Origin of the sequence: Aminobacter sp. DSM 101952 (assembly GCF_001424795.1) — a bacterium.
GTDB lineage: Bacteria > Pseudomonadota > Alphaproteobacteria > Rhizobiales > Rhizobiaceae > Aminobacter > Aminobacter aganoensis.
The window spans coordinates 551,979-576,312 of record NZ_LMCL01000001.1 but is presented as its reverse complement, the minus strand read 5'-3'; the positions used below and the strand labels follow the sequence as shown (position 1 = coordinate 576,312).

Genomic DNA, 24,334 nt, shown 5'->3' with positions numbered 1-24,334 from the left:
GCGTGCCCCGGCCGCAAGGCGACAACGACGTTCGCCTGCGCAAGGTGCTGGGCGGCGACCTCGATACCCCGCAATGGCCCGATGGCTTCGTCATGCGGACGTTCCAGGCGTCCGATGCCCGGCCGCTGCACGATCTGCTCGAACTTGCCTTCGACGACGGCCTGAACGGCCCGTTCGACGTCTGGTGGCCGAGGCTTGCCGACGACGCCGAGTTCGATCCCGGCCTGTGCTTCCTCGTGCATGAAACCGGCGGGCGGCTGGCGGGTGCCGCGCAATGCTGGGCCGGAGGCTTCGTCAAGGATCTTGCCGTGCATCTCGACTTTCGCGGCAAGGGCATTGCCGAGGCGCTGATGCGGCAGGTGTTTGTAGCCTTTTCCGCGCGTGGCGCGAGCTATGTCGACCTCAAGACCAACCGCTTCGGCAACGCCGCCGCCTATAGGCTGTATCTCCGGCTCGGCATGGTCGAGGTCGACTGGGACTGAATGCAATCTAAAGTATACATCAATTGATGTATGCCATCGTAGATTGCGAGAATTCGCGATCGGCATTACGCTGCTCCCTTCACGCCAGTCAGGGGAGGCACTTTCATGGCCGGGCCGAATCTCAGGCAGCGCATTGGGCATGGTTTCGTCAGCAGGCAGGTGCTGGCCGAAAACGCGGTGATTGCCGCAGCGCAGGCGGCGCCGGCCGCAGCCTCGCCGCTGGCCGTCGGCGGCGCGCAGGGCGAGGCGTTCTTCGACTTCATGTTCGGCGAGCTGCGCGGCCAGGCGCTGACGGCCACCGACGACGACCTGCTCGCACTCGCCAGGGCGATGGTGGAGCCCGACCTTCCGGCCGGCGACCCGCGCCAGACGGCGCTCGACAATCCCGACATCCCCGCCGGCTTCACCTATCTCGGCCAGTTCGTCGACCACGACATCACGCTCGACCTGACGCCGCTGAGCGAGGCGATGGCCGACCCCGGGATGACGCGCAATTTCCGCACGCCGGGGCTCGACCTCGACTGCGTCTATGGCGCGGGGCCCGGGCCGCACCGCTTCCTGTTTGCGCGTGCGCCGAATGCCGATGGCGCCATGGTCGACACGCCGAAGCTCCTGCTCGGCGCCGCCGAGGTATCGGTCGAGGGCCCAGACCGGCCCGGCCAGCAGGTGCCGCAACTGCCCAACGACCTGCCGCGCAACGCCCAGGGCGTGGCGCTGATCGGCGACCACCGCAACGACGAGAACCTGATCGTCGCGCAGATCCATCTCGCCTTCCTGAAGTTCCACAACGCCGTGGTCGACCACCTCAAGGGCACTGTGCCCGACGACAGGCTGTTTGCCGAGGCGGCGCGGACGGTGCGCTGGCACTACCAGTGGATGGTGCTGCACGACTGGGTCGAGCGGCTGACCGAGACGGGCATCGTCGCCCGGATCCTGCACGAGGGGCGCAAATTCTACCGCTTCAAGACCAGGCCGTTCATGCCGTGGGAATTTTCCGGCGCCGTCTACCGGCTCGGCCATTCGATGGTGCGGCCGCGCTACAACCACAACCGCATCTTCCGCACGCCCCAACCGCATCTCGCCGAAGGCACCTTCAACTTCTTCTTCCGCTTCACCAACCTGTCGGGCGGGCTCGAAAGCGGCACGCCGGGGCAGGGCACGTTCCCGAGCAACTGGGTGATCGACTGGCGGCGCTATTTCGAGCTGCCGGCGCCCGATGCGATCAAGGCCGAGTTCAACCAGTCGCGCCGGCTCGATCCGCTGCTGGCCGGCGAGCTGCACCGGCTGCCGGGCGCGGCCGCAGGTTCCGCCGCCGCCAGCCTGGCCTTCCGCAACCTCAGGCGCGGGGTGCAGATCGGGCTGCCCTCGGGCCAGGCGGTGGCCGCGCTGATGCGCCAGAAGATCAATTTCGACGCGATCTCGCCGGCCGAGATCGCAACCGGGCCGGACGGAGCGGTGGCGAAGTCGCTCGGCTTCGACGCCCGCACGCCGCTCTGGTACTACATCCTCAAGGAGGCCGAACTGCGCGGCGAGGGCAAGCGGCTCGGCCCGGTGGGCGCGCGCATCGTCGCCGAGGTGTTCGTCGGCCTCGTCCAGGGCGACGCGGGCTCCTATCTCTCCGATCCCGCGTGGAAGCCGCATCTGCCGGCGGCGGTGCCCGGCACGTTCTTCATGGCCGACTTGCTGAGCTTCGTGGCGTCGTGGGAGAGCCCCGGCCAGCTGGACAAGAGCCTGAACCCGGTGGGCGATTGAGGGCAGCGCGGGCCGCTGTTGCCGCCTCGCCGCCTTGCCTGCGAAGCCTGCGCGGCGCGCCGGATGTTGTCGGGACGCATGGGGCGGAGGCTTTTGCCGGGATGACGGCATTGGCGCTGTTTCCCCGCGCGGGGGGTCTTCGCCGCCAGCAAGCCAAGTCTGTTCACCGCCACGCTCGCTTTCGCGCCTGGCCATTGTCAAAGAACACTCCCTGATCAGGGAGGAAGTTCGGGAAGCGGGGCGCGGGGCCGAGCCTGCCGATAGTTTAGTAATGGCGCGACGTCCGCGCCCGCCGGCGATTTCTGTTCCCGCCCGTTCCGCTTCCGGGGCCTAGGCATTTTCGCCCATCGTCCAGCGCACCCGGGCCGTAGTGCCCGAAGGGGAACCCTTGGACGGAACCTCCCCGGACCGCGAACCACGTTAGCCCACGAGCGGAGGCGCCGGCTCCTCCCCGCATGCCGCCGTCGCGACCGGCGTTCCCGCGGGAGGAACTGGCGAGATTATGCGGGAGGGTTTGAGGGGGGTGGAAAAGCGGGACGGGATTTGGGGGTAAGATTGCTGACAGATGGTGACAGAGAGGCTTTTTGCGTTTGTGAAGCGCGAGAGGCAACTGGCCCGAACTGACTGTGCCGGCTCGAATGTGAACTGAACGGCTCTGCTTTACGTGCGACAACTCGCGTAACGGGTTGCGCGGTCCGGTAGATACTTCGGTCCCCTAATCTGACCGATGTGATCTTGCCAGGCGTTGCTGGCCGGCGCCTTGCCCGACGAGCGGCGCATGAACGATGACTCGAGTGCTGGCACCCGCGCGCCGCCAAGGCCTTGGACGGAATAGGTGTCCCGCAGGTCACCCAATTACACATCTACCTGTCACGAAACGTCGGCGACTTCTTTGTCGATAAGCCGAGCGACCTCGTCGATCGCATCAAGAAGCATTCGATCGTCATGGTGGGTCCTCGAGACGATCGAGCCGCCCTGAAAGACTGTTTGGGCGAGCAATGAAAGCGTCTTGGCGCGGTCCGACGTCAAGCCTGACTTCAGCAGCATCTCCTCCATAAGGCCCATCCAAGTGTCGAAAGCCTCGCGGCACAGATCAAGAAGAGCCGGCAGATCGTTTACCCCATCATGTATCAGCGGCGAGATCGGACAGCTCCGCTCATAGTTCGTGATTCTCATGAGGTCTGCGATGCGTTCGGAGATGGCTCTGAGCGCGGTGCCCGGGGTTTCGGCCTCGGCGATGGTCTTGGCCGTCGCCAGTGTGACTTCATCGACCGCGGCTCGGGTTGCTTCCAAGGCAAGCTGCCCCTTGCCGCCAGGAAAGTGGAAATAGAGCGAACCTCGTGGAGCGCCACTTTCTGCGAGGACGTCGTTCAGGCCTGTACCAAAGTAGCCACGCGACTGCAGGAGCCTCGTGGCGGCTTGCAGCATCCGGTCTTTCGTCAAGCTTGCCATAAGGGTTCCATACCACAATTGACGACATATGAAAACTGGTCTACAGAATATGTAGATCGGTCTACATCATTGCGAAACGGGGCGTGTCCGTTTCTGTCGTGCCAAGGAGCGAGGTGTCTGGGCACGATTTATTGACGCGAGATCAGCGTCGGACTTTTGGTTCATCCAGGCTGGTCTCGCGGAGCGTTGAAACGAGGAGGAGGAGACAATGGTCCGCGCTGCAACTCATTGCCGGGGTCCTGCTTGCAATCGGCCCCATGGTCGCACAGTCTGAACCTGTCGGCGCCCGCATCGAGGTCAACGGCATGCAGATGTACTACGAGACCTCTGGCGAGGGTGATCCCCTCGTAGTCCTGCACGGCGCCTATATGAACATTCCTACGATGGGCGAAATCATACCCGCCCTCGCTCGATCGCGCAGGGTCATCGCCGTCGAAATGCAGGGACATGGCCGTACGCCCGATATCGGCCGGCCCATAACCTATCCCAACCTCGCCGACGATATCGCTGCCTTCATGGATGCCGTCGGCGTCGATAAGGCGGACATCTTCGGCTATTCGATGGGCGCTGCTGTCGGACTTCAACTGGCAATCCGGCACCCCGACAAGGTCGACAGGGCCGCCTTGACGTCCATCGCCTACGATTTCAAGGGCTGGCACCCCGATTACCGGGCTTTTGTCCCGCAAATCGTCCCCGAACTGTTTGTCGGCACGCCGATGGAAGATGCTTATCGCGAGCTGGCGGCCGACCCGAAAGGCTTCCCCGCCCTCGTGGACAAACTGATCGCGCTCGAACACGAGCCTATGGCCTGGGAAACCGATGTGGCAAAGCTGAAGACGCCAATCCTCATCATTCAGGGTGATGCCGACATCGTCGACCATGCACATACCCTGGCGATGTTCCGGTTACTTGGTGGCGGCGTGATGGGTGACCAGGGCAAGCCCCTGCCGGAAGCACGCCTCGCCATACTGCCTGCGACCTCACACACCGCCATCATGGGCCAGGTCGAGTTGCTGCGCGCCCTGATCGAGCCGTTCCTCAATGGCGAAACGCCAAAGGGCTGGTTCGAACCGCAAGCTCAATGAAGCAAATTCTCAGTGGAGGACCACAATGTCGAAGACGATCTATATAAACCTGCCGGTGAAGGACCTGGCCGTCGCGACCCGCTTTTACCAAGCGATCGGATGCGAGAAGAACGAGCAGTTCAGCGACCACCAGTCGTCGAGCATGGTCTGGTCTGACACCATCACGTTTCAGTTGCTGGCGCATGACTATTTCTCAACCTTCACACCGAAGGAGATTGCCGACGCCCATGTGACGAGCGAGGTGCTGCTTGCCTTGTCCCGCAGCAGCCGAGAGCAGGTCGACTCCATGGTTGAGGCGGCGGCAGCAGCCGGCGGCAAGGCTGACGTTCGCGAGCGGCAGGACATGGGCTGGCTGTACAACCGGGTCTTCGAGGACCCCGACGGTCACGTGTTCGAAGCGCTGGCGGTCGACATGGCGGGAGCACCGGCCGAGATGCAAGGGTAGCCTGCTGCCAGCGAGCGAAGTTTCCAGACGACCATGTAGTCGGGACCGGTAATGCCGGCCGGCGCGATGCTCTTCGGGCGGAGGCAACTCTTCTTTTCGGACGAGGAGTGCCGGTCTAGCCGTTTGGCTTTATCCGCCCTTTCATCTCCAGCACCCACGCCCGCCCTTCATCCCCGCCCCACAACAGCCAGGCGATGTGGCCGGCTGAAGGGTTCTGTTCGTTGCCAAAATTCTTGCCGCGCTTGTCGATTTCGTGGCGGGCGAAGTAGCTGACCATGCGCTTGATGGTGTGGGGTGAAAGTTCGGTGCGGGCGACGAGCTCCTCGGCGCGGCCGACGCCGATCTCGGTGCCGCCGCGGCCGAATTTCTTTCGCAGCGCAAGGCCCCTGGCGGCGTTGTCGGCGACCACCTGCGGCGGGACCAGGCTAAAGCCCGACGCCTCGCGGCGGATTTCGTCGAACGGGTCGTAGGCGATGGGCATGCGGCGAATCCTGGCTGGCAGGGCAGGGTAGCCGGATGGACGCGGGATGGGGAGGGGCGCGAGGCGGCAATATCTTCTCCCCTTGTGGGAGAAGGTAGCCGAGTGAAGCGAGGTCGGATGAGGGGTGCTGGACGGAGCGGGGGCGTTTCGAGATTTCTCGCAATCCGGATTGCCTCCTGCGACCTCTCGTTTCTTCCAGCACCCCTCATCCGCCCCTTCGGGGCACCTTCTCCCACAAGGGGAGAAGGAGATGATCGCGATGGCCCACCCGTGGCCTCACTTCGAGGCGTAGATGGCGCACTTGCCTGTCGTCTTGACCTTGTATTTCTTGCCGACCGAATTGCAGTTGGCGAGGGCGCGCTCTTCGGCTGCCTTCTGTGTCGGCGCGTTGTAGGCGGGGCCGCAGAAGAAGGCTTCGGTGCTGCCCCTGTGGGTCTGTGCGTAGGCAGAATGCCCGGGCGCCGCGATATAGTCCTTGTAGACCTTCTGGCACGGGCCCGTGGTGTTTCCGAATTGCAGCGGATAGCGCTTGTCGCCTTCCTTGCCGGCCAGCGAGCCCTTGTCCCTGGCCATCGCCGCGTCCGGCACGGCCACAACCAGCAGTCCCGCCAGCACCGATGCCAGTGCCAGCCGCATAGTGTTCAGCTTCATTTTCAAATACTCCCCACCCGATAGAGAAGAGTTATCTGCAATCCATGCGTGTGGGAAGGTGGAGGTGAAGAAATAGCGCAGGGGATCGAAGCAAGCCGGCAGGACAATAGATGCTTGTTACGTAGCTCGCGTCAGGCCACGCCATGAGGCGTTGGGGGGTGTCGTCGCACGCAATGCGGGGGGCGAGCCGGGCAGAAGTGGCGGTTTGCCTGAGGTGTCGCGCTTCTTCGCACCCCCCTCTGGCGTGCCGGCCATCTCCCCCGCAAGGGGGAGATCAGCAGCTTGGGCGTCGCGCTTTACTCGGCGACGGCGGCAGCGCTTGCGCTGCCCCTCATCTGCCTGCCGGCATCTTCTCCCCGTAAACGGGGAGAAGAGAGCTGTGGCGACGCTTTTACTTGAAGTAGTCCTGCAGCGGGCGGACTTCGAGCGAGCCGGCCTTGAGGGCAGCGATGGCTTCGGCGACGGCGGCGGCACCTGAGAGGGTGGTGTAGTAGGGCACCTTCTGCATCAGCGTGGCGCGGCGGATCGACTTGGAGTCCGACACCGCCTTCTGGCCGTCGGTGGTGTTGAAGACGATCTGGATCTGGCGGTTGCGGATGGCGTCCTCGATGTGGGGGCGGCCTTCGAGCACCTTGTTGATCTTTTCGGCCGGCACGCCGTTCTCGACCAGGAAGCGCGCGGTGCCCGACGTTGCCAGCACCTTGAAGCCTAGGCCCGACAGGCGCTGGACGGCACCGAGGATGCCGGCCTTGTCCTCGTCGCGGACCGAGACGAACAGCGTGCCCGAGCGCGGCAGGTCGACGCCGGCGCCGAGCTGGGCCTTGGCGAAGGCGAGCGCGTAGTCGCGGTCGAGGCCCATGACCTCGCCGGTCGACTTCATCTCCGGCCCGAGCAGGATGTCGACGCCGGGGAAGCGGGCGAAGGGGAACACCGCTTCCTTGACGGCGATGTGGCCGGGATTGCGCGCGTCGGGCTTGGCGCCGTAATGGGCGAAGGCCTCGTCGAGGCTCTCGCCCGACATGATGCGGGCGGCGATCTTGGCGATCGGCTTGCCGACGGTCTTTGCCACGAAGGGCACGGTGCGGCTGGCGCGCGGATTGACTTCCAGTACGTAGATGACGCCGTCCTTGATGGCGTATTGTACGTTCATCAGGCCGCCGACATTGAGCGCACGCGCCATGGCCGAGGTCTGGCGCTCGAGCTCGTCGACGAGCTCGGTGGAGAGCGAGTGCACCGGCAGCGAGCAGGCACTGTCGCCCGAGTGGATGCCGGCCTCTTCGATGTGCTCCATGATGCCCGAGACGAAGGTCGCCTTGCCGTCGCAGAGGCAGTCGACGTCGACCTCGATGGCGCCCGAGAGATAGGTGTCGAACAAAAGCGGGTTCTTGCCGAGCAGGGTGTTGATCTGGCCGGTCTTGTCGTTGGGGTATTTCTGCTTGATGTCCTCGGGTACCAGGCCCGGCACAGTGTCGAGCAGGTAGGACTGCAGCATGCCTTCATTGTGGATGATCTGCATGGCGCGGCCGCCGAGCACGTAGGACGGGCGCACGACCAGCGGGAAGCCGAGCTCGCCGGCGACGGTGCGGGCCTGCTCGACGGAGTAGGCGATGCCGTTCTTGGGCTGCTTGAGGTCGAGCTTGTGCAAAAGCTTCTGGAAGCGGTCGCGGTCCTCGGCGAGGTCGATGGCGTCGGGCGAGGTGCCGAGGATCGGGATGCCGGCCTTTTCGAGCGCATCCGCCAGCTTGAGCGGGGTCTGGCCGCCGAACTGGACGATGACGCCGTGGAGCGTGCCGGCGGCCTGTTCGGCGCGCAGGATTTCGAGCACGTCCTCGGCCGTCAGCGGCTCGAAATAGAGCCGGTCCGAGGTGTCGTAGTCGGTCGACACGGTCTCGGGGTTGCAGTTGATCATGATCGACTCGTAGCCGGCCTCGCGCAGCGCATAGGCGGCATGGACGCAGCAATAGTCGAACTCGATGCCCTGGCCGATGCGGTTGGGGCCGCCGCCGAGGATGACGACCTTCTTGGCGGACGAGACCTGGGCCTCGTCGGCGAGGGCGCCGGCGAAAGGCAGCTCGTAGGACGAGTACATGTAGGCGGTCGGCGAGGCGAACTCGGCGGCGCAGGTGTCGATGCGCTTGTAGACCGGGTGGACGCCGAGCTTTTGACGGGTCTTCTGAACGGCTTCTGCCTCGGTCTTCGTCAGCGAGGCGAGGCGGGCGTCGGAGAAGCCCATCGACTTCAGCATGCGCAGGTTTTCGGCATCCTGCGGCAGGCCGTGCTCGCGGACGCGGGCTTCCATCGAGATGATGCCGGCGATCTGCTCGAGGAACCACGGGTCGATCTTGCACATGGCGTGCACGTCTTCGAGCGAGGTGCCCATGCGGATTGCCTGGGCGACCATGCGCAGCCGGTCGGGCGTCGGCGTGCCGAGGGCGGCGCGGATGGCATTGCGTTCGTCGCCATTGTCGCCGTCGGCGCCGATGCCGGGGATCTCGATCTCGTCGAGGCCGGTGAGGCCGGTCTCAAGTCCACGCAAGGCCTTCTGCAGCGATTCCTGGAAGGTGCGGCCGATGGCCATGACCTCGCCGACCGACTTCATGGCGGTGGTGAGCACCGGCGAGGCGCCGGGGAATTTTTCGAAGGCGAAGCGCGGGATCTTGGTGACGACGTAATCGATCGACGGCTCGAAGGAAGCGGGCGTGGCACCGCCGGTGATGTCGTTCTCCAGCTCGTCGAGCGTGTAGCCGACGGCGAGCTTGGCGGCGATCTTGGCGATCGGGAAGCCGGTCGCCTTGGAGGCGAGTGCCGAGGAGCGCGAGACGCGCGGGTTCATCTCGATGACGACGAGGCGCCCATCTGCCGGGTTGACGGCGAACTGGACGTTGGAGCCGCCCGTCTCGACGCCGATCTCGCGCAGCACCGCGATCGAGGCGTTGCGCATGATCTGGTATTCCTTGTCGGTCAGCGTCAGCGCGGGCGCGACGGTGATCGAGTCGCCGGTGTGCACGCCCATCGGGTCGATGTTTTCGATCGAGCAGATGATGATGCAGTTGTCGGCGCGGTCGCGCACGACCTCCATCTCGTATTCCTTCCAGCCGAGCACCGATTCCTCGATCAGGACTTCGGTGGTGGGGGAGGCGTCGAGGCCGCTTTGTACGATGTCGAAGAATTCCTGGCGGTTGAAGGCGATGCCGCCGCCGGTGCCGCCCATGGTGAAGGACGGGCGGATGATGGCGGGCAGGCCGACATGGTCGAGCGCCTGGGCGCCGATCGCCATGCCGTGATTGATGTAGCGCTGCTTGCGGTCGCCTTCGCCGAGGTTCCACTGGGTTTCGAGCGCGTCGAGTGCTGCGTCGAGATTGGCCGGGTTCTCGGCCTTCAGCGCGGCGCGCTCGGCTTCGTGCTTCTTGCGGTCGGCATCCTTGACCTCGGAGGCGTTGGCCAGCATCGACTTGGGCGTTTCGAGCCCGATCTTGGCCATGGCTTCGCGGAACAGCGAGCGGTCCTCGGCCTTGTCGATGGCGTGCGCGTCGGCGCCGATCATCTCGACATTGTAACGTTCGAGCACGCCCATGCGGCGAAGCGACAGTGCCGTGTTGAGCGCGGTCTGGCCGCCCATGGTGGGCAGCAGCGCGTCGGGGCGCTCCTTGGCGATGATCTTGGCGACGACTTCGGGCGTGATCGGTTCGATGTAGGTGGCGTCGGCCAGCTCCGGGTCGGTCATGATGGTGGCCGGGTTGGAGTTGACGAGGATGACGCGGTAGCCTTCCTCCTTCAGCGCTTTGCACGCCTGGGTGCCGGAGTAGTCGAACTCGCAGGCCTGGCCGATGACGATGGGACCGGCGCCGATGATCAGGATGGACTTGATGTCGGTGCGTTTTGCCATTGTGTACGGTCCGTCAGTAGGCCTGCGCGAAGAACCGGGACGGGGCGATGCCCGGGCCGGTGCGCAAGTGAGATTCAAGTATCAGGCTAGGCGCGCCTTATAGGGGAAGGACGGGGAGGGGGGAACCCCGAAAATAGCATTTAAGCCATTGTAGACAGGCAAGAATGCGGCCAGCAGCGGGAAGCTCGACGCGCCATGCCGGTTCGGGGCGTCGCGACCGGCGTCCGGCGCCCGTTTCCCGGGTCAGCCGTCGTCCTTGAGCCGTTCCAGGAGAGGCAGGTCGCGCGCGGCGGTGACGATCGAATCGAGCAGGCCCGGAAAGCGGCTGTCGAGGTCGCCGCGGCGCAGCGAGATCAGCCGGCTGGTGCCGGAAACCTCGGTCTTGGTGATGCCGGCCTCGCGCAGCTTGGCGAGGTGGTAGCTGAGATTGGTCTTGGAGCCGAAATCGAGAAACTGGCCGCAACTCATCGCCACGCCCTCGTTGCGGGCGAGATAGCCGACGATGGCGAGCCGCGTCTGGTCGCCAAGCACGGCAAGCACGTTTGCGAGGCTGATCTGGTCGGGATTGGGATGCGGCAATGACATGGTGCGAAGCTAGCTATGCTGTCCGGTCGGTTCAAGGTTGGCGCCGCCTGCTGACATGACGATGGCAAGAGCGCGTTCGAGGCAGATTGACATGACGCTACGACAAGTTCAATAGTTCAACGAATTTTGAACTAAGGACAGCGTCATGGACAAGCGCCTTATCTGGCTGGCGGTCGGCTCGTTTGCGATGAGCACCGTCGGCTTCGTGTTCTCCAGCCTGCTGCCGGCGATCGCCGGCGATGCCCATGTCTCGGTGCCCTTCGCCGGCTACCTGATCATGGCGTTTTCGCTCGCCTACGCCGTCGGCGCGCCAGTGCTGTCGGCGCTGGCGGGCGAGGTCGACCGCCGCCGCGTGCTGGCGGCGACGATGCTGGTGTTCGTGGCGGGCAACGTCATTGCCGCCATGAGCTCGTCCTTCGGCGGGTTGCTGGTGGCGCAGGTCGTGATGGGCATGGCGGCCGGGCTCTATGCGGCGACCGCGCAGGCGACAGCCGTGTCGCTGGCAGGGCCCGAGCATCGGGCACGCGCGATCGCCGTCGTTGTCGGCGGCACGACATTCGCGGTGGCGCTGGGTGCGCCGGCAGGGTCGCTGATCGCGACGATGTGGGGCTGGCGCGGCACCTTCCTGGCGATTGCGCTGCTCAGCATTTCCTGTGCGGCGATCCTGTGGGTGCGGCTGCCGCGGGGATCGCGCGGCATCAAGCTGACGCTTGGCGAGCGCTTCACCGCCATAGCCCGGCCCGGCATCCTGCCGTCGCTTCTGGTGACGCTGCTTTATCTCGCCGGCGGTTTCACGGTGATCTCCTACATCGCACCGCTGGCGCTGGAAGGGGCGGGGCTGCCGGCCATCGCCCTGCCGGGCATGCTGCTGGCCTTTGGCGCCGGTGCCGTCATCGGCAATCTGTCGAGCGGCTATCTTGCGGACCGGATCGGCGCGACACGCATGGTGGTGCTGTCGCTGCTGATGTCGTCGGGCTTCTGCCTGGCGATCGCACTGACGCTCAAGCTTCTGCCGCACCACATCGCCGGGCCGGTGCTGATCGGGCTGATGGTGCCGTGGGGCATCATCGGCTGGGCCTTCCCGCCGGCGCAGGCGAGCCGCATCGTCGGTTTCGCGCCCGAGGTGGCGCACCTGACCCTATCGCTCAACGCCTCGGCGCTCTATTTCGGCATCGCCTTGGGCACAGTTATCGGCGGGCGCGTGCTGGAGTTCGCCCGGCCGTCCGATCTCGGCCTGGTGGCTGCGGCGTTCCCGCTGGTGGCGCTTGCGGTGCTCGTCTTGTCGCGGCGGTCGGCACCGGTGGCGGTGGCCCGCTGATTTGCCGAGCACTGGCTGGCGTGCCGATCAGTTCAGGACGAAGTCGACCAGCAGCTTGACGTTGAGGGCGGCGATGACGACCGCGATCAGCATGGCGACCGCGATCAGCCAGCGCGGGGCGACGAGCGCGCCCATCTTCTTGCGGTCGGCGGTGAACAGGACCAGCGGGAAGACGGCGAAGGAGAGCTGCAGGCTGAGCACGACCTGGGTGAGGATCAGCAGACGCGCCGTGCCGCTGTCGCCGTACCACATGGTGACGGCCGCGGCCGGTACGATGGCGATGCCGCGGGTGACGAGCCTGCGCAGCCATGGCGGCAGCTTGATGTGGAGGAAGCCTTCCATCACGATCTGGCCGGCGAGCGTCGCCGTCACCGTCGAATTGATGCCGCAGCAGAGCAGCGCGATGCCGAACAAAGTGGGGGCGATGGCGAGCCCGAGCAGCGGCGCGAGCAGCGAATGGGCCTCGCCGATCTCGACGATTTCGGTGCGGCCGGTGGAATAGAAGGCAGCCGCGGCGAGGATCAGGATCGAGGCGTTGATGAGCAAGGCGAACATCAGCGCGATCGTCGAATCCCAGGTCGCGAATTTCAGCGCCTGGCGCTTTTCGACCAGCGTGTTGCCATAGGCGCGCGTCTGCACGATGCCGGAATGCAAATAGAGATTGTGCGGCATGACGGTGGCGCCGAGGATGCCCAAGGCGAGATAGAGCATCTCGGGGTTGGTGACGATCTCGGTGGTGGGCGCAAAGCCAACTATGACCGCGCCCCAGTCGGGGTCTGCCAGCGCCACCTGGACGGCGAAGCAGACGGCGATGACGCCGAGCAGCGTGATGATGAGCGTCTCGACCCAGCGGAAGCCGAGCTTCTGGAGATAGAGGATGAGGAACACGTCGAGGGCGGTGATGATGACGCCGATCTCGAGCGGAATGCCGAAGATGAGGTTGAGGCCGATGGCCGTGCCGATGACCTCGGCGATGTCGGTGGCGATGATGGCGACTTCGGCGAGGAACCACAGCACATAGGCGACGGGACGCGGGAAGGCGTCGCGGCAGGCCTGGGCGAGGTCGCGGCCCGAGGCGATGGCGAGGCGGGCGCAAAGCGACTGCAGCACGATCGCCATGATGTTGGAGACCAGCGCCACGAACAAAAGCGTGTAGCCGAATTTGGAGCCGCCGGCGATCGAGGTCGCCCAGTTGCCCGGGTCCATGTAGCCGACGGCGACGAGGTAGCCGGGGCCGACGAAGGCGGCTGCCTTGCGCCAGGTCGGGGCGTCCTTGCTGATGGCGATCGAACGATGGACGTCGGAGAGCGATCCTTCGCCTCGCGCCGTCCGCCAACCCTCGGTGTCTTCGGCCGGCCGGGTGTAGGAGTCCATTCGATGTTCCTAATCGCAGTTGCAAGTCATTTGCAAGAATAGCGAAGGGCGGCGTTTTGGCAAGCCCTCGTGCGACGTGTTCGCGCGGCCACACGCCTTCCGGCGACGGGAAACATTAGCTATGTGAAAAATAGTTGATGCAAAAAATCAGGAATAACGCTATCGGCTCGCGCGTTCAGGGACCGCGAAGGGGCGGTCGGGGGCGAGCGAAGAATGGATTTCCTGCAGAAACTGGCGGCGCATGGCGAACGCCCGGCCCTGATCTTTCCGGGCCGGCCCGTGATCAGCCATGCCGAACTGGCGCGCCGCGCCGCCGGGATGGCCGCCGGTTTCGGCAACGGCCGCAAGCTGGTGGCGATCGAGGCGGCCAATTCCGAGCACGCCATCACCGCCTATGTCGCGGCCCGCGCAGGCGGGCATGCAGTGGCGCTGATCGCGCCCGGAGAGGCGAGGGCCTTTGCCGATTTCGAAGAAGACTTCCGTCCCGATGTGAGCGTGCGGCTGGTCGACGGGCGCTGGCGCCTGATCGAGCACGAGCGGGCAGGGGAGGCACTGCATGGTGACCTCGCCGTGCTGCTGGCGACATCGGGCAGCACCGGCAGGAGCCGCTTCGTCAGGCTGTCGCGCACCAACATCGACAGCAATGCCGAGGCCATCGCCTGCTATCTCGGGCTGGAGGCCGACGACCGGGCGGCGCTGATCCTGCCGTTCCACTATTCGTATGGCCTGTCGGTGCTGAACTCGCACCTGGCGGTCGGCGCGAGCGTGTTCGTTTCGGCGAAGGGCGTGGCCGAAAAGGGATTCGCCGACGACCTGCGCGCGGCCGAAGTCACCAACATCAGCGGCGTGCCCTATTCCTACGAGCTGATGCAGAAGGCCGGGTTTCGCCCCGAGCAGCTGCCGTCGCTGCGTTTCATGACGGCGGCGGGCGGGCGGATGCCGGTCGAGCTGGCCGAGAGCTTCCGGCGCAAGCTCGATGCCTCGGGGCGGCAACTGTTCCTGATGTACGGCCAGACCGAGGCGGCAGCCCGCATCGCCTATGTGCCGCCGCAGGCGCTTGCGGCGAACCCCGACAGCATCGGCATCGCCATTCCGGGGGGTGAGCTGTCGCTTGTCGGCGACGATGGTGCGAAGATCTACGGCGGTGGCGCGGCGGGCGAGCTCGTCTATCGCGGGCCGAACGTGATGATGGGTTATGCCGAGGGCCGGGCCGACCTGGCGCGCGGCGCCGAGGTGGATGAGCTGCGCACCGGCGATCTGGCCGAACGCTGCGACAACGGCTTTTTCCGTGTCGTCGGGCGGCTGAAGCGCATGTCGAAAATTGCCGGCCTGAGGATCGGCCACGAGGCGGTGGAGCATGCGCTGGCGCGCCATGGCATCGTTGCGGCGGTGACGGGCGACGATCGGCGGTTGGTGGCGGCGTTCTCGTCCGGCCAGGCGCCCGAAGCGGTGTGCAGGCTGATGGTCGAGGCCAGCGGCCTGACGCCGCTGCATGTCGAGGCGGTGGCGGTCGAGGCGCTGCCGCGGTTGTCCAGCGGCAAGGTCGACCACCAGGCGGTGGCACAGCGGGCGCGGCAGGCGGCGAAAGCCGACCCGGGCATCATCGAGGCGTTCAGGCGCGCCTTTTATCCCCGGCAGGTAACGCCGACGGACAGTTTCGAGGCACTGGGCGGCGATTCCCTGCTGTTCGTGCAGCTGTCGCTGACTCTGGAACGCAAGCTGGGCCGCATTCCCGAAGGCTGGGAGAAGATGCCGGTGGGGGCGCTGGCACGGCTCGGACGCCAGACCGGCGGGCTGCGCGTGGTCGATTCCGAACTCTTGATGCGGGCGATGGCGATCCTGCTCGTCGTGCTGCACCACGCCACGCTGTGGCCCATTCCTGGCGGGGCAGCGGCGCTGGTGATGCTGGTCGGCTACGGGCTGGCGCGCTTCCATGGCACCGCGCTGATGCGCGGGGAGACGACGCGGCTGCTCAAGGCGCTGGCGGGTAACCTGGCGATCTATGCGCCGATCGTCGCCGCCTATTCGATCGCGCGCGGCGAGGTGCTGTGGCCGTCGGTCTTCCTTCTGGGCAATCTCGGCATCTTCGATCCCAAGCACATGCTGCCTTATCTCTACTGGTTCGTGGAGGCCTATGCGCAGGTCATGCTGATCGTCGCCGGGCTGTTTTCGCTGCCGGCAGTGCGGCGGCGGGTGGCGGAGAACCCGTTCGGCACGGGCATGGCGGCGCTCGTCGTGACGGTGGCGATCAAGTTTTTCGCGCCCAAGGTCTGGGCGGTGGGGGCGGTGCAGATCTTCACCGTGTCGGACGTGTTCTACCTCGCAGCGTTTGGCTGGTGCATCTTCCATGCGCGGACGGCGCGGCAGCGCATGCTGGTGATGGGGGCGGCCGTGATGGCGTTTCCCGTGATGGCCTATTGGGGCGGCAACTGGACCGGCTCCTGGGTCAAGTTCATGCTGCAACTGGCCTGTGTGGCGGTGCTGCTCTACCGGCCGCGGGTGGCCGTGCCGAAGCAGGTTGCTGCGCTGGCGCTGCCGGTAGCGGCGGCGGGCTACCACATCTACCTGTTCCATCGCCTGGTGCCGGAGCTTCTGGCGCCGCAGTTCAAGGCTCTTGCGTCGTGGCCGGTGGCGACCGCGCTGAGCGTGGCGGTCGGCATGCTGACGGGGATCGCGGCGTTCCATGGGCAGAAGGCGGTTGCCGCCTCGCTCTCGGCGCGGCGCAGCCGGCGGGCGGATACGCCGCTGGCGATACAGGCGGCGCCGGCGGAATAGGGCCGATCCAGCCGGCTCGATGAAACCTGCTGCCGCGTGCCTGACGATCCTGGCGGGAACCAGCGCGGCGCGCCTGCGTTAGCCTGAGCGCCGGCTGGATTCCGGCGCCTGGGAGGAAGCGAAAGATGGCGATCACTCAAGCTCCGACGGCGAAGGGCAAGGCGGCTGCCAAGGGCCTGCACAAGGCCGCGGCCAAGCAAGAACGCAAGGTCGAGGCGAAGACCGGCCAGGACTTCAAGAAGGGCGAAAAGCGCTTCGAGGAGCGGGCCAAAAGCTCCGACGGCAAGAGCGCCGGGACCAAGCAGAAGAGCTGACCGCCGGCGGTTGCGCGCCCGGGTGGCACAACCAAAAACCCTGTGACTTGAATCAAGCGTTGGGCTAATTGTCTCCCTGAGCGGAGCCAAGCCCGCGACGACGAACATTGAGGGATATGCCCATGCGTTGGAGAGGCCGTCGCCAGAGTGACAATGTGCAGGATGCGCGCGGCCAGGGCGGCGGCGGGCTGGGCGGCGGCTTCGGCCGCGGCAGCGGACGGCTGCCGATGGGCCCGCGCATCGGCGGCGGCGGCGGAATTTCCGGCATCATCATTCTCGTCGTGCTGTTCTTTGCATTGCGCGCCTGCGGCATCGACCCGATGCAGATCCTGGCCGGCGGCGACGGCTCGGGGTCGGGCGGCGGCCAGGTGACCGAAGGCGGCGCGCCGGCAAACGACGAGATGACGCAGTTCGTCTCGACGGTGCTGGCCGAGACCGAAGACACCTGGAACGGCATCTTCCAGGCCGAAGGGCTGAAGTACGAAGAACCCAAGCTTCTGCTGTTTTCCGGCCAGGTTTCCTCGGCCTGCGGCTACGCCTCGTCGGCTTCGGGGCCGTTCTACTGCCCCGGCGACAAGAAGGTCTATCTCGACACCTCGTTCTTCAACCAACTGGCCAAGCAGTTCGGTGCCGCGGGCGATTTCGCCCAGGCCTATGTGATTGCCCACGAGGTCGGCCACCACGTGCAGAACCTGACCGGCATCCTGCCCAAGTTCAACCAGATGCGGCAGCAGATGAGCGAGGCCGACGCCAACCAGATGTCGATGCGCGTCGAGCTGCAGGCCGACTGCTTTGCCGGCGTGTGGGGCTATTACACCGCACAGAAGGGCCTGCTCGAGGACGGCGACATCCAGGAGGCGCTGAACGCGGCCCAGCAGATCGGCGATGACACGCTGCAGAAGCGCATGCAGGGCTATGTCGTGCCGGAGAGCTTCAACCACGGCACCTCGGAGCAGCGCCAGCGCTGGTTTGCCGCCGGCCTGAAGAGCGGCAAGCTGTCGTCCTGCGACACCTTCAACAACCCGATCTGAATGGCTGCGGACAGGCGCATCGAACTTTTGCCGGGCGGCCCGTCGCTGTCGCGGCTGGTGTTCGGCGCCTGGCGCCTGCTTGACGGCGGAGCGACGCGGGACGCCGACGCGGTTGCCCGGCTGATCGACATTTCGGCCGGGCTCGGCATCACCAGCTTCGACCATGCCGACATCTATGGCGGCTACCAGGTCGAGGAGGCCTTCGGCGCAGGCCTGGCGCGCTGGAAGGGCCGGCGCGACAGCATCGAGCTGATCAGCAAATGCGGCATCATGCTGAAATCGCCGCAGCGGCCGGAAAACCGGCTGAAGCATTATGACACCGGTGCCGCCCATATCGCGGCGTCGGTCGACCGGTCGCTGAAGAACCTCGGCACCGACTATCTCGACCTTTTGCTGATCCACCGGCCCGACCCGCTGATGGATGCCGACGAGACGGCGGCGGGGCTGGAGCGGGTGGTGCAGGCGGGCAAGGTGCGCGCCGTCGGGGTCTCGAACTTCACGGTGCCGCAGTTCGACCTGCTGGCGTCGCGGCTGCCGTTTCCTGTCGTCACCAACCAGATCGAGCATTCGGTGCTGGAGACCTCGGCGCTGACGGACGGCAGGCTCGACCATGCGCAAAGGCTGCGCTACGCACCGATGATCTGGTCGCCGCTGGGCGGCGGGTCGCTGTTCACCGGCGACGGCCAGCGCGAGCACAAGGTGCGGGCCGCGCTGAGCGTGGCGGCGGCGGAGACCGGCGCGCACGACGTTGCCACCGTCGCCATCGCCTGGCTGCTGCGCCATCCGGCGCGGCTGGTGCCGGTGCTCGGCACGATGAAGCCGGAGCGGCTGGCGCAGCTGGCGCGCGCGCTCGACGTCACGCTCGACCGCCAGCAATGGTTCTCGATCCTCGAAGCGAGCGAGGGCAGGGCGGTCCCGTAACGTTCCGTCCGTGCCTCTGGACACATCAGACATTTTGATGTGTTCACGCATTGTTCCTGATCCTTGCCGCTGATATAAGCGACGTTCCGCACTGCCCCCGGCGGTTCGATATCGCCGCTGCTGCCCCCGGCCGCGGTGGTAAACGACATGCTGCGACAGCTTGAAGCCGCGCATCGGCGATGCGCGGCTTGAGCCAGGTGGGTTAGACATGGTTGACGAAAAGACCGCCAAACGAGGCCTTGCGCTCGTCTTCGTGGCGCTGCTGCTCGACGTCATCGGATTTGGCATCATCATGCCGGTGCTGCCGGCCTTCCTGCAGGAACTGACCGGCGTCGGCATCAGCGAAGCGGCGATCGAAGGCGGCTGGCTGTTCTTCGTCTATGCGGCGATGCAGTTCCTGTTTGCGCCGCTGATGGGCAATCTGAGCGACCGGTTCGGCCGCCGGCCGATCCTGCTCGCCTCGGTGCTGACCTTCGCCATCGACAACCTGATCTGCGCCTTTGCCTGGTCCTATGCGATGCTGTTCATCGGCCGCGTGCTGGCCGGAATCAGCGGCGCCAGCTATTCGACCGCCTCGGCCTTCATCGCCGACGTCTCGAACGACGAGAACAGGGCGAAGAATTTCGGCCTGCTCGGCATCGCCTTCGGCGTCGGCTTCGTGATCGGGCCGGTGCTCGGCGGCCTGCTGGGCGGGTTCGGACCGCGGGTGCCGTTCTTCTTTGCCGCCGGCCTTGCCTTCCTCAATTTCGTCCTCGCCTACTTCTTCCTGCCGGAGACGCTGACCAGGGAGAACCGCCGCAAGTTCGAGCTCAAGCGCGCCAACCCGCTGGGCGCGCTCCGGCAGATGCGCAACTACAAGGGCATCGGCTGGATCGGCATGGTGTTCTTCCTGATGACGCTGGGCCACATGATGTACCCGGCGGTGTGGTCGTTCGTCGGCAGCTACCGCTACGGCTGGAGCGAGCAGCAGATCGGCTTTTCGCTCGGGGTGTTCGGCATCGGCGGGGCGCTGGTCATGGCGCTGGTGCTGCCGCGCGCCATACCGCGGCTCGGCGAATGGCGCACGGCGGCGGTGGGCCTGGCGTTCACCACCGTCGCCGCCTTCGGCTATGCCGCGGCCTGGGAGGGCTGGCTGGTCTATGCGGTGATCGTGGCGACCTGCCTCGAGGCGCTTGCCGATCCGCCGCTGCGCAGCCTCGCGGCGGCCAAGGTGCCGCCATCGGCGCAGGGCGAGCTGCAAGGCGCGATGACCAGCCTGTTTTCGATCACCAGCATCATCACGCCGCTGCTCTATACCGGCATCTTCGCCTGGTTCACCGGGCCGAACGCCCCGGTCTCGTTTGCCGGCGCGCCCTATGTGCTGGGCGGTATCTTCATCGCCATGGCGCTGGCGGTGTTCGTGCTGAAGGTGGAGAGGCCGGCGGAGCAAAAGGCCGCCAGCGAGGCCGAGAGCGTGAATACATAGACTCGGAATGACGGGTGTGGGGTGGGAAAGAGGACAGTCCGCTTTCAGTTTGCATTTAGCGAAAGCCGACATCGTTTGGCTGGCAAAGTTGAGCCGAAAGCGAACTGGCAGCTTTCCGGACCCATCGGCGGGCTAGCGGACGCCTAGCCGACGCCGGTCTGGAAACAAGGCGTCCAGCTGTTCATTGACCAAGACCTGGAATGTCTCAAAGGCCCTATAGGCCTTTCAGTTTCGACTTTGAGCAGGTCCGCCATGCCGGGCCGGCGATAGTGGCTCCTGCGCGCCAAACCTGTAGCCGACCTTGCCGTCCTTGCTGACCTGCCGAACAACCATGCCGCTCACGCCAAACACCAGCCTGGTGGCAGAGATGCGCGGCGGCCTAGGCGAAGCGGGATTTTGATCGCACAGGGCGCGCCCAGCGCAACGGTTGCCAGATTGTCGATGAACTCGACTTTGGCTTCCATGATCTCCTCCTGGTTTAATTCAGGCAGCAGCGCCTGCCACGCGCGGAGGCGATGAAGATTTAACGTCATGGCGTTGGTGTCATTGGCCAGATCACTAGCAAATTCGCCAAGCATCTCGCGATAGGGCATCCAGGCGCTATCGATCGAGCCCGGTGTGATATGCCAATGAAATGGCATCATGCGGCCCCGAGGCCGGTAGCGCTGCCCGGCATGTGCAGAACCTTTGGTAAAGCTCGACCGAGCCATCCACCTTCGATACATCTAGCATTTGAGCCTCTATTCTTGCAGAGGCTTTGGACCGTATTCGGCTGCGGCAGCAAGACTTGAGTTCGCAACGACAATAGGACATCCCATTCATGCCCAGACGGCCTCGGTCTCATGTTCTTGAGGATCTGGCGGAGACCAGGCTCCGCAGTTCGATGAGACCGAGCTGGATACTGCGTGCCAAGGACAAGGATTATGGCATCGACTTCGAAGCCGAAATTCTTGCCGAAGGCGCTTCTGACACCGGAAACCTGTTCTATATCCAGTCCAAGGCAACCGACGCGCAGCTTCCAAGCGGCCGCAAGCTGAGGATCAAGACGGATCGCCTCAATTACCTAGGCTCGTTCGACGCGCCGGCCATCGTTATCCTTTATTTGGCGGCGAGCGATATGCTCCGCTGGATGTGGGCGGAAGAGGCGCGGCAGTCGGTAATTCCGGGCAAAGAGACGGTCACGCTCGACTTTACCGATGCTCACACTTGGGACGCTGAAACGCCGGCCCAGATTGAACGCACGCTGAAATCCATTCGCCTCCTGCGCCGGAAGGAAAGGCTGACCAGCTTTCCCCTGAAGGTCGCCAGCGACGCCTCATTAGCGCTTAATCGCGTGGCACAACGCTTGCGGGCACGGATACCCTTTGCGGTAGACGGCGCGCGATCGGTTCCGATAGGCCTCACGCTAATGGGAGCAAGCCTTAGGGCCGAGATTGCCGGCATTGCCAATCTGGTTTCCGCAGTCGACCCAGATGACATTATCAACCTCGAGCACACAGGGCTTTACCTGGTGGTGGCCCTGCTTGAGAAACTGGATCAGTCCTACCACGCCGCACGCATTGCTCAGATCTGTCTCGATATCAGGGCAACATCCAGCGATGACGCCCTAGTGGGCAGCGCAGCGATTGCTCTGATCCGGAGTGGAGAGCCACGGTCCGCAGTCGAATTGGCGATGCTGAACGGGTTGCACGATAGTCAAGGCATGGGCCATGGCATTTTGCGCCTCGTCATGGCGTCACCCATGATGGCGTCCAAAGGCATCGAAGACGCCGTCGCTGACTTCTTTAGTGCTGCCATCGAAGCCCATGAAAAGCGCTCTGAGCCGGTCGGGGCCCTACGCTACTCGTTCGCAAACCATCTCATGAACAGGGGGCGTTACCGCCAGGCATTGCATTACTATAACGGTGCGCGCCGCGACGACCCTGGTTACCTCGCCAGACATTACTATCTTAAAGAGGTCGGAGGCACGCTCTATCTGGCTGGACGCTACAGGGCCTCGGCGCGGTTCTATGAGCGAGCGGTGGAGAAAAGGTTCGACCTCCAGACCATTTATTGCCTCGGTGATGCCCAGCTTATGGCCGGCCAGTTCGCCCAGGCGATGCAGTCCCTAGCACCAGTGGCCCAATTGGAGACCGCCATCGGCGCCGAGGCGCGGCTCAAAACCTGCCTTGCCGAATGGACATTGAGCGTCGGCGTCGCCAGTGTCGATCGGTCCAATGCACTACTCGCAATGCGCGAAGATGCCCATCGCCAGCAGGATATGGCTACAGCGCTATGGGCGCATATTGCGATTTCATTTATCCGTAACAATGACCCCCATTGCTGGTGCGATGCGCTTGCCTTCGGCATGGCAAATGGGCTTCCCGGCCTCGTGACAGACATCATGCGTGTGTCGGTCGAAAAAACGGGCCTTGAGGCGTTTTCGATGTTCAAGCAATTGCATCGCGGCATCCTAGACCCGATGCCGGATGTCGAAGAGAGCATGGAACGCGTGGTGACAGGATTTGCGAACGACACGATCCCGTAGCCGTCATTCGTGCCATTGCTATGGACTGTCGCGCTTTATGCTCTATGAGCCTTGCCACCCCATAGTGGCTGGGTGTGTCCCAGTCGGACAACCGCTTTAGGACAACGAAGGCACCGCTCTAGTGTCTGAATTGGGGCGTTGAGCTGTTGTCGCACGGTGGAGGTGGAGGTAGATGACAGCTTTTGGGCTTTCATATTCCACGCGAACGTCTCAATTGAGGTCCGCAGCCGAATGGCGGCTTTCATGTCGTGGCGAAACCTGATTCAGGCGGCGCATGAGTCGAAATGACCTGGCTCCGCATGGAGCGTGATCGAACCGCTTCTTCCCGATAAACCCCGTGCTGTGCCGCGCGTGGACCGCCGCATGCCGAACGGCATCTTCCGGGTGCTGCGATCCGGTACGCCATGGCGCGATCTGCCGGAGAGGTGCGGCCCACTGCTACAATACTGGAATGGGGGCAGGGCATCGCCCGATCGGGCCAAAGAAAAAGCCGCCCGGAGGCGGCTTTGTTTCTCGACCGTCGCGGCTCAGCGCTCGGCGAAGGCGGGTTCGCCCTGGCGTTCGCGGATCAGGTTGGCGAAGCGGCGGAAGAGGTAGTGCGAATCCTGCGGGCCGGGCGACGCCTCGGGATGGTGCTGGACCGAGAACACCGGCCGGCCGGCCAGCGCGATGCCGCAATTGGTGCCGTCGAACAGCGAGACGTGGGTCTCTTCGACGCCTTGCGGCAGCGACTTGGCGTCGACCGCGAAGCCGTGGTTCATCGACACGATCTCGACCTTGCCGGTGGTGTGGTCCTTGACCGGATGGTTGGCGCCGTGATGGCCCTGATGCATCTTCGCGGTCTTGCCGCCGAGCGCCAGCGCCAGCATCTGGTGGCCGAGGCAGATGCCGAAGACCGGCAGTTCGGTCTTCAGCAGGTCCTTGATGACGGGGACCGAATATTCGCCCGTCGCGGCGGGGTCGCCGGGGCCGTTGGACAGGAAGATGCCGTCCGGCTTCATCGCCAGGATGTCCTCGGCCGAGGTCTTGGCCGGAACGACGGTGACCTTGGCGCCGAGGCCGGCGAGCAGGCGCAGGATGTTGCGCTTGACGCCGTAGTCGATGGCGACGACGTGCATGGTTTCTTCGGCGCGCTCGCCATAGCCTTCGTTCCAGACCCAGGGGGTCTCGGTCCAGGACGACGACTGGCCGGAGGTGACTTCCCTGGCGAGGTCGAGGCCGACGAGGCCGGACCAGGCGCGGGCCTGGGCCTTGAGGTTGTCGATGTCGAACTTGCCGTCGGGCGCATGCGCGATGACGGCATTGGGCATGCCCTTTTCGCGGATCAGCGCGGTCAGGGCGCGGGTGTCGACGCCCGACATGGCGACGATGCCGCGGCGCTTCAGCCACTGGTCGAGGTGACCGGCGGCGCGATAGCTCGACGGGTTGGTGACATCGGCCTTGAACACCGCGCCGACCGCGCCGAAGCGGGCCGCCGGGTTGAGGTCCTCGATGTCCTCGTCATTGGTGCCGATGTTGCCGATGTGGGGGAAGGTGAAGGTGACGATCTGGCTGGCGTAGGAGGGGTCGGTGAGGACCTCCTGGTAGCCTGTCAGCGCGGTGTTGAAGCAGACTTCGGCGACGGCCGTGCCGGTGGCGCCGAGGCCTCGGCCCGTAATCACCGTGCCGTCGGCCAGCACCAGAACGGCGGTCGGCACTTCGGTTGCCCAGGGGGCGGTCTCTGAGGCCATGGCGATGCTCCTGCGTAACGGGCGCCGCGACTTGAAAAATGGCTCGGGAGAGGCCATATC

At 65.0% G+C, this 24,334-nt stretch carries 19 protein-coding genes and 1 pseudogene; 12 read left to right on the top strand and 8 right to left on the bottom strand.

The window, feature by feature from the left end; all coding sequences use genetic code 11:
• Positions 1 to 2: 2 nt before the first annotated feature.
• Both ASC75_RS02740 and ASC75_RS02735 read left to right on the top strand, forming a co-directional pair.
• Positions 3 to 482: a GNAT family N-acetyltransferase gene (locus ASC75_RS02740; protein WP_055970315.1), complete on the top strand. Its 480-nt coding sequence runs from the start codon at positions 3 to 5 to the stop codon at positions 480 to 482.
• Positions 483 to 587: 105 nt separating this feature from the next.
• Positions 588 to 2,234, top strand: coding sequence for a heme peroxidase family protein (locus tag ASC75_RS02735; RefSeq protein ID WP_156381075.1), 1,647 nt, complete (start codon positions 588 to 590; stop codon positions 2,232 to 2,234).
• Between the two features lie 870 nt (positions 2,235 to 3,104).
• Here ASC75_RS02735 and ASC75_RS02730 read toward each other — a convergent pair.
• Positions 3,105 to 3,686 (bottom strand): TetR/AcrR family transcriptional regulator, encoded by a 582-nt coding sequence (locus ASC75_RS02730; protein ID WP_055970313.1) that lies wholly within the window; start codon positions 3,684 to 3,686, stop codon positions 3,105 to 3,107.
• Between the two features lie 257 nt (positions 3,687 to 3,943).
• Between ASC75_RS02730 and ASC75_RS02725 the strand changes: the two genes are divergently transcribed.
• Entirely contained in the window at positions 3,944 to 4,771 is an 828-nt protein-coding gene (locus tag ASC75_RS02725) for an alpha/beta hydrolase (protein WP_055970312.1), read from the top strand.
• 25 nt (positions 4,772 to 4,796) lie between these two features.
• Positions 4,797 to 5,216 carry a VOC family protein gene (locus ASC75_RS02720; RefSeq protein ID WP_055970311.1) on the top strand — a complete coding sequence of 140 codons (420 nt, stop codon included), beginning with the start codon at positions 4,797 to 4,799 and terminating at the stop codon, positions 5,214 to 5,216.
• 115 nt (positions 5,217 to 5,331) lie between these two features.
• On the opposite strand, the gene ASC75_RS02715 is transcribed toward ASC75_RS02720, so the two are convergent.
• From ASC75_RS02715 to ASC75_RS02700, 4 genes are all read right to left on the bottom strand, one after another.
• A complete protein-coding gene (locus ASC75_RS02715; RefSeq protein ID WP_244487734.1) occupies positions 5,332 to 5,697 on the bottom strand; it encodes a hypothetical protein in 366 nt (121 codons plus the stop codon).
• A gap of 276 nt (positions 5,698 to 5,973) precedes the next feature.
• Positions 5,974 to 6,348: a hypothetical protein gene (locus ASC75_RS02710; RefSeq protein WP_055970309.1), complete on the bottom strand. Its 375-nt coding sequence runs from the start codon at positions 6,346 to 6,348 to the stop codon at positions 5,974 to 5,976.
• Between the two features lie 391 nt (positions 6,349 to 6,739).
• The gene (carB, locus tag ASC75_RS02705) at positions 6,740 to 10,234 is read right to left on the bottom strand and encodes a carbamoyl-phosphate synthase large subunit (RefSeq protein ID WP_055970307.1); all 3,495 of its coding nucleotides are present in this window, start codon (positions 10,232 to 10,234) and stop codon (positions 6,740 to 6,742) included.
• A gap of 243 nt (positions 10,235 to 10,477) precedes the next feature.
• Positions 10,478 to 10,819, bottom strand: a complete 342-nt coding sequence (locus ASC75_RS02700) for a helix-turn-helix transcriptional regulator (protein WP_055970306.1) — start codon at positions 10,817 to 10,819, stop codon at positions 10,478 to 10,480.
• Between the two features lie 145 nt (positions 10,820 to 10,964).
• Between ASC75_RS02700 and ASC75_RS02695 the strand changes: the two genes are divergently transcribed.
• Positions 10,965 to 12,137, top strand: a complete 1,173-nt coding sequence (locus ASC75_RS02695; protein WP_055970305.1) for an MFS transporter — start codon at positions 10,965 to 10,967, stop codon at positions 12,135 to 12,137.
• Positions 12,138 to 12,164: 27 nt separating this feature from the next.
• Here ASC75_RS02695 and ASC75_RS02690 read toward each other — a convergent pair whose 3' ends face one another.
• On the bottom strand, positions 12,165 to 13,511 hold the full coding sequence (locus ASC75_RS02690; RefSeq protein ID WP_055970303.1) for an Nramp family divalent metal transporter: 1,347 nt from the start codon (positions 13,509 to 13,511) through the stop codon (positions 12,165 to 12,167).
• Between the two features lie 213 nt (positions 13,512 to 13,724).
• On the opposite strand from ASC75_RS02690, the gene ASC75_RS02685 reads away from it, so the two are divergent.
• From ASC75_RS02685 to ASC75_RS02665, 5 genes are all read left to right on the top strand, one after another.
• Positions 13,725 to 16,286, top strand: a complete 2,562-nt coding sequence (locus ASC75_RS02685) for an AMP-binding protein (RefSeq protein WP_055970302.1) — start codon at positions 13,725 to 13,727, stop codon at positions 16,284 to 16,286.
• A gap of 125 nt (positions 16,287 to 16,411) precedes the next feature.
• The gene (locus ASC75_RS02680; RefSeq protein WP_055970301.1) at positions 16,412 to 16,600 is read left to right on the top strand and encodes a hypothetical protein; all 189 of its coding nucleotides are present in this window, start codon (positions 16,412 to 16,414) and stop codon (positions 16,598 to 16,600) included.
• A gap of 122 nt (positions 16,601 to 16,722) precedes the next feature.
• Positions 16,723 to 17,631 carry a neutral zinc metallopeptidase gene (locus tag ASC75_RS02675; protein WP_055970299.1) on the top strand — a complete coding sequence of 303 codons (909 nt, stop codon included), beginning with the start codon at positions 16,723 to 16,725 and terminating at the stop codon, positions 17,629 to 17,631.
• On the top strand, positions 17,632 to 18,552 hold the full coding sequence (locus ASC75_RS02670; protein ID WP_055970298.1) for an aldo/keto reductase: 921 nt from the start codon (positions 17,632 to 17,634) through the stop codon (positions 18,550 to 18,552). It abuts the gene before it with no gap.
• A 208-nt stretch (positions 18,553 to 18,760) separates the two neighbouring features.
• Complete coding sequence (locus tag ASC75_RS02665; protein WP_055970296.1) at positions 18,761 to 20,017, top strand: TCR/Tet family MFS transporter; 1,257 nt, start codon at positions 18,761 to 18,763, stop codon at positions 20,015 to 20,017.
• 338 nt (positions 20,018 to 20,355) lie between these two features.
• Here ASC75_RS02665 and ASC75_RS02660 read toward each other — a convergent pair whose 3' ends face one another.
• Complete coding sequence (locus ASC75_RS02660) at positions 20,356 to 20,661, bottom strand: hypothetical protein (protein ID WP_055970294.1); 306 nt, start codon at positions 20,659 to 20,661, stop codon at positions 20,356 to 20,358.
• A 176-nt stretch (positions 20,662 to 20,837) separates the two neighbouring features.
• Between ASC75_RS02660 and ASC75_RS02655 the strand changes: the two genes are divergently transcribed.
• Both ASC75_RS02655 and ASC75_RS25070 read left to right on the top strand, forming a co-directional pair.
• Positions 20,838 to 22,544, top strand: a complete 1,707-nt coding sequence (locus tag ASC75_RS02655; protein WP_055970292.1) for a DUF4365 domain-containing protein — start codon at positions 20,838 to 20,840, stop codon at positions 22,542 to 22,544.
• A 274-nt stretch (positions 22,545 to 22,818) separates the two neighbouring features.
• Positions 22,819 to 22,979 (top strand): annotated as a pseudogene (locus tag ASC75_RS25070) (transposase); the annotation flags it as partial.
• A gap of 92 nt (positions 22,980 to 23,071) precedes the next feature.
• On the opposite strand, the gene carA reads toward ASC75_RS25070, so the two are convergent.
• Positions 23,072 to 24,274: a glutamine-hydrolyzing carbamoyl-phosphate synthase small subunit gene (carA, locus tag ASC75_RS02650; RefSeq protein ID WP_055970290.1), complete on the bottom strand. Its 1,203-nt coding sequence runs from the start codon at positions 24,272 to 24,274 to the stop codon at positions 23,072 to 23,074.
• Between the last annotated feature and the right edge of the window lie 60 nt (positions 24,275 to 24,334).

Bases quoted from the DNA above. Each gene is read 5' to 3' on its own strand.
- ASC75_RS02675 (WP_055970299.1), top strand. From the start codon at position 16,723: ATGCGTTGGAGAGGCCGTCGCCAGAGTGACAATGTGCAGGATGCGCGC.
- ASC75_RS02730 (WP_055970313.1), bottom strand. From the start codon at position 3,686: ATGGCAAGCTTGACGAAAGACCGGATGCTGCAAGCCGCCACGAGGCTC.
- ASC75_RS02715 (WP_244487734.1), bottom strand. From the start codon at position 5,697: ATGCCCATCGCCTACGACCCGTTCGACGAAATCCGCCGCGAGGCGTCG.
- ASC75_RS02735 (WP_156381075.1), top strand. From the start codon at position 588: ATGGCCGGGCCGAATCTCAGGCAGCGCATTGGGCATGGTTTCGTCAGC.
- ASC75_RS02695 (WP_055970305.1), top strand. From the start codon at position 10,965: ATGGACAAGCGCCTTATCTGGCTGGCGGTCGGCTCGTTTGCGATGAGC.
- ASC75_RS02655 (WP_055970292.1), top strand. From the start codon at position 20,838: ATGCCCAGACGGCCTCGGTCTCATGTTCTTGAGGATCTGGCGGAGACC.
- ASC75_RS02660 (WP_055970294.1), bottom strand. From the start codon at position 20,661: ATGATGCCATTTCATTGGCATATCACACCGGGCTCGATCGATAGCGCC.
- ASC75_RS02670 (WP_055970298.1), top strand. From the start codon at position 17,632: ATGGCTGCGGACAGGCGCATCGAACTTTTGCCGGGCGGCCCGTCGCTG.
- ASC75_RS02680 (WP_055970301.1), top strand. From the start codon at position 16,412: ATGGCGATCACTCAAGCTCCGACGGCGAAGGGCAAGGCGGCTGCCAAG.
- carB (WP_055970307.1), bottom strand. From the start codon at position 10,234: ATGGCAAAACGCACCGACATCAAGTCCATCCTGATCATCGGCGCCGGT.
- ASC75_RS02720 (WP_055970311.1), top strand. From the start codon at position 4,797: ATGTCGAAGACGATCTATATAAACCTGCCGGTGAAGGACCTGGCCGTC.
- ASC75_RS02710 (WP_055970309.1), bottom strand. From the start codon at position 6,348: ATGAAGCTGAACACTATGCGGCTGGCACTGGCATCGGTGCTGGCGGGA.
- ASC75_RS02690 (WP_055970303.1), bottom strand. From the start codon at position 13,511: ATGGACTCCTACACCCGGCCGGCCGAAGACACCGAGGGTTGGCGGACG.
- ASC75_RS02665 (WP_055970296.1), top strand. From the start codon at position 18,761: ATGGTTGACGAAAAGACCGCCAAACGAGGCCTTGCGCTCGTCTTCGTG.
- ASC75_RS02725 (WP_055970312.1), top strand. From the start codon at position 3,944: ATGGTCGCACAGTCTGAACCTGTCGGCGCCCGCATCGAGGTCAACGGC.
- carA (WP_055970290.1), bottom strand. From the start codon at position 24,274: ATGGCCTCAGAGACCGCCCCCTGGGCAACCGAAGTGCCGACCGCCGTT.
- ASC75_RS02685 (WP_055970302.1), top strand. From the start codon at position 13,725: ATGGATTTCCTGCAGAAACTGGCGGCGCATGGCGAACGCCCGGCCCTG.
- ASC75_RS02700 (WP_055970306.1), bottom strand. From the start codon at position 10,819: ATGTCATTGCCGCATCCCAATCCCGACCAGATCAGCCTCGCAAACGTG.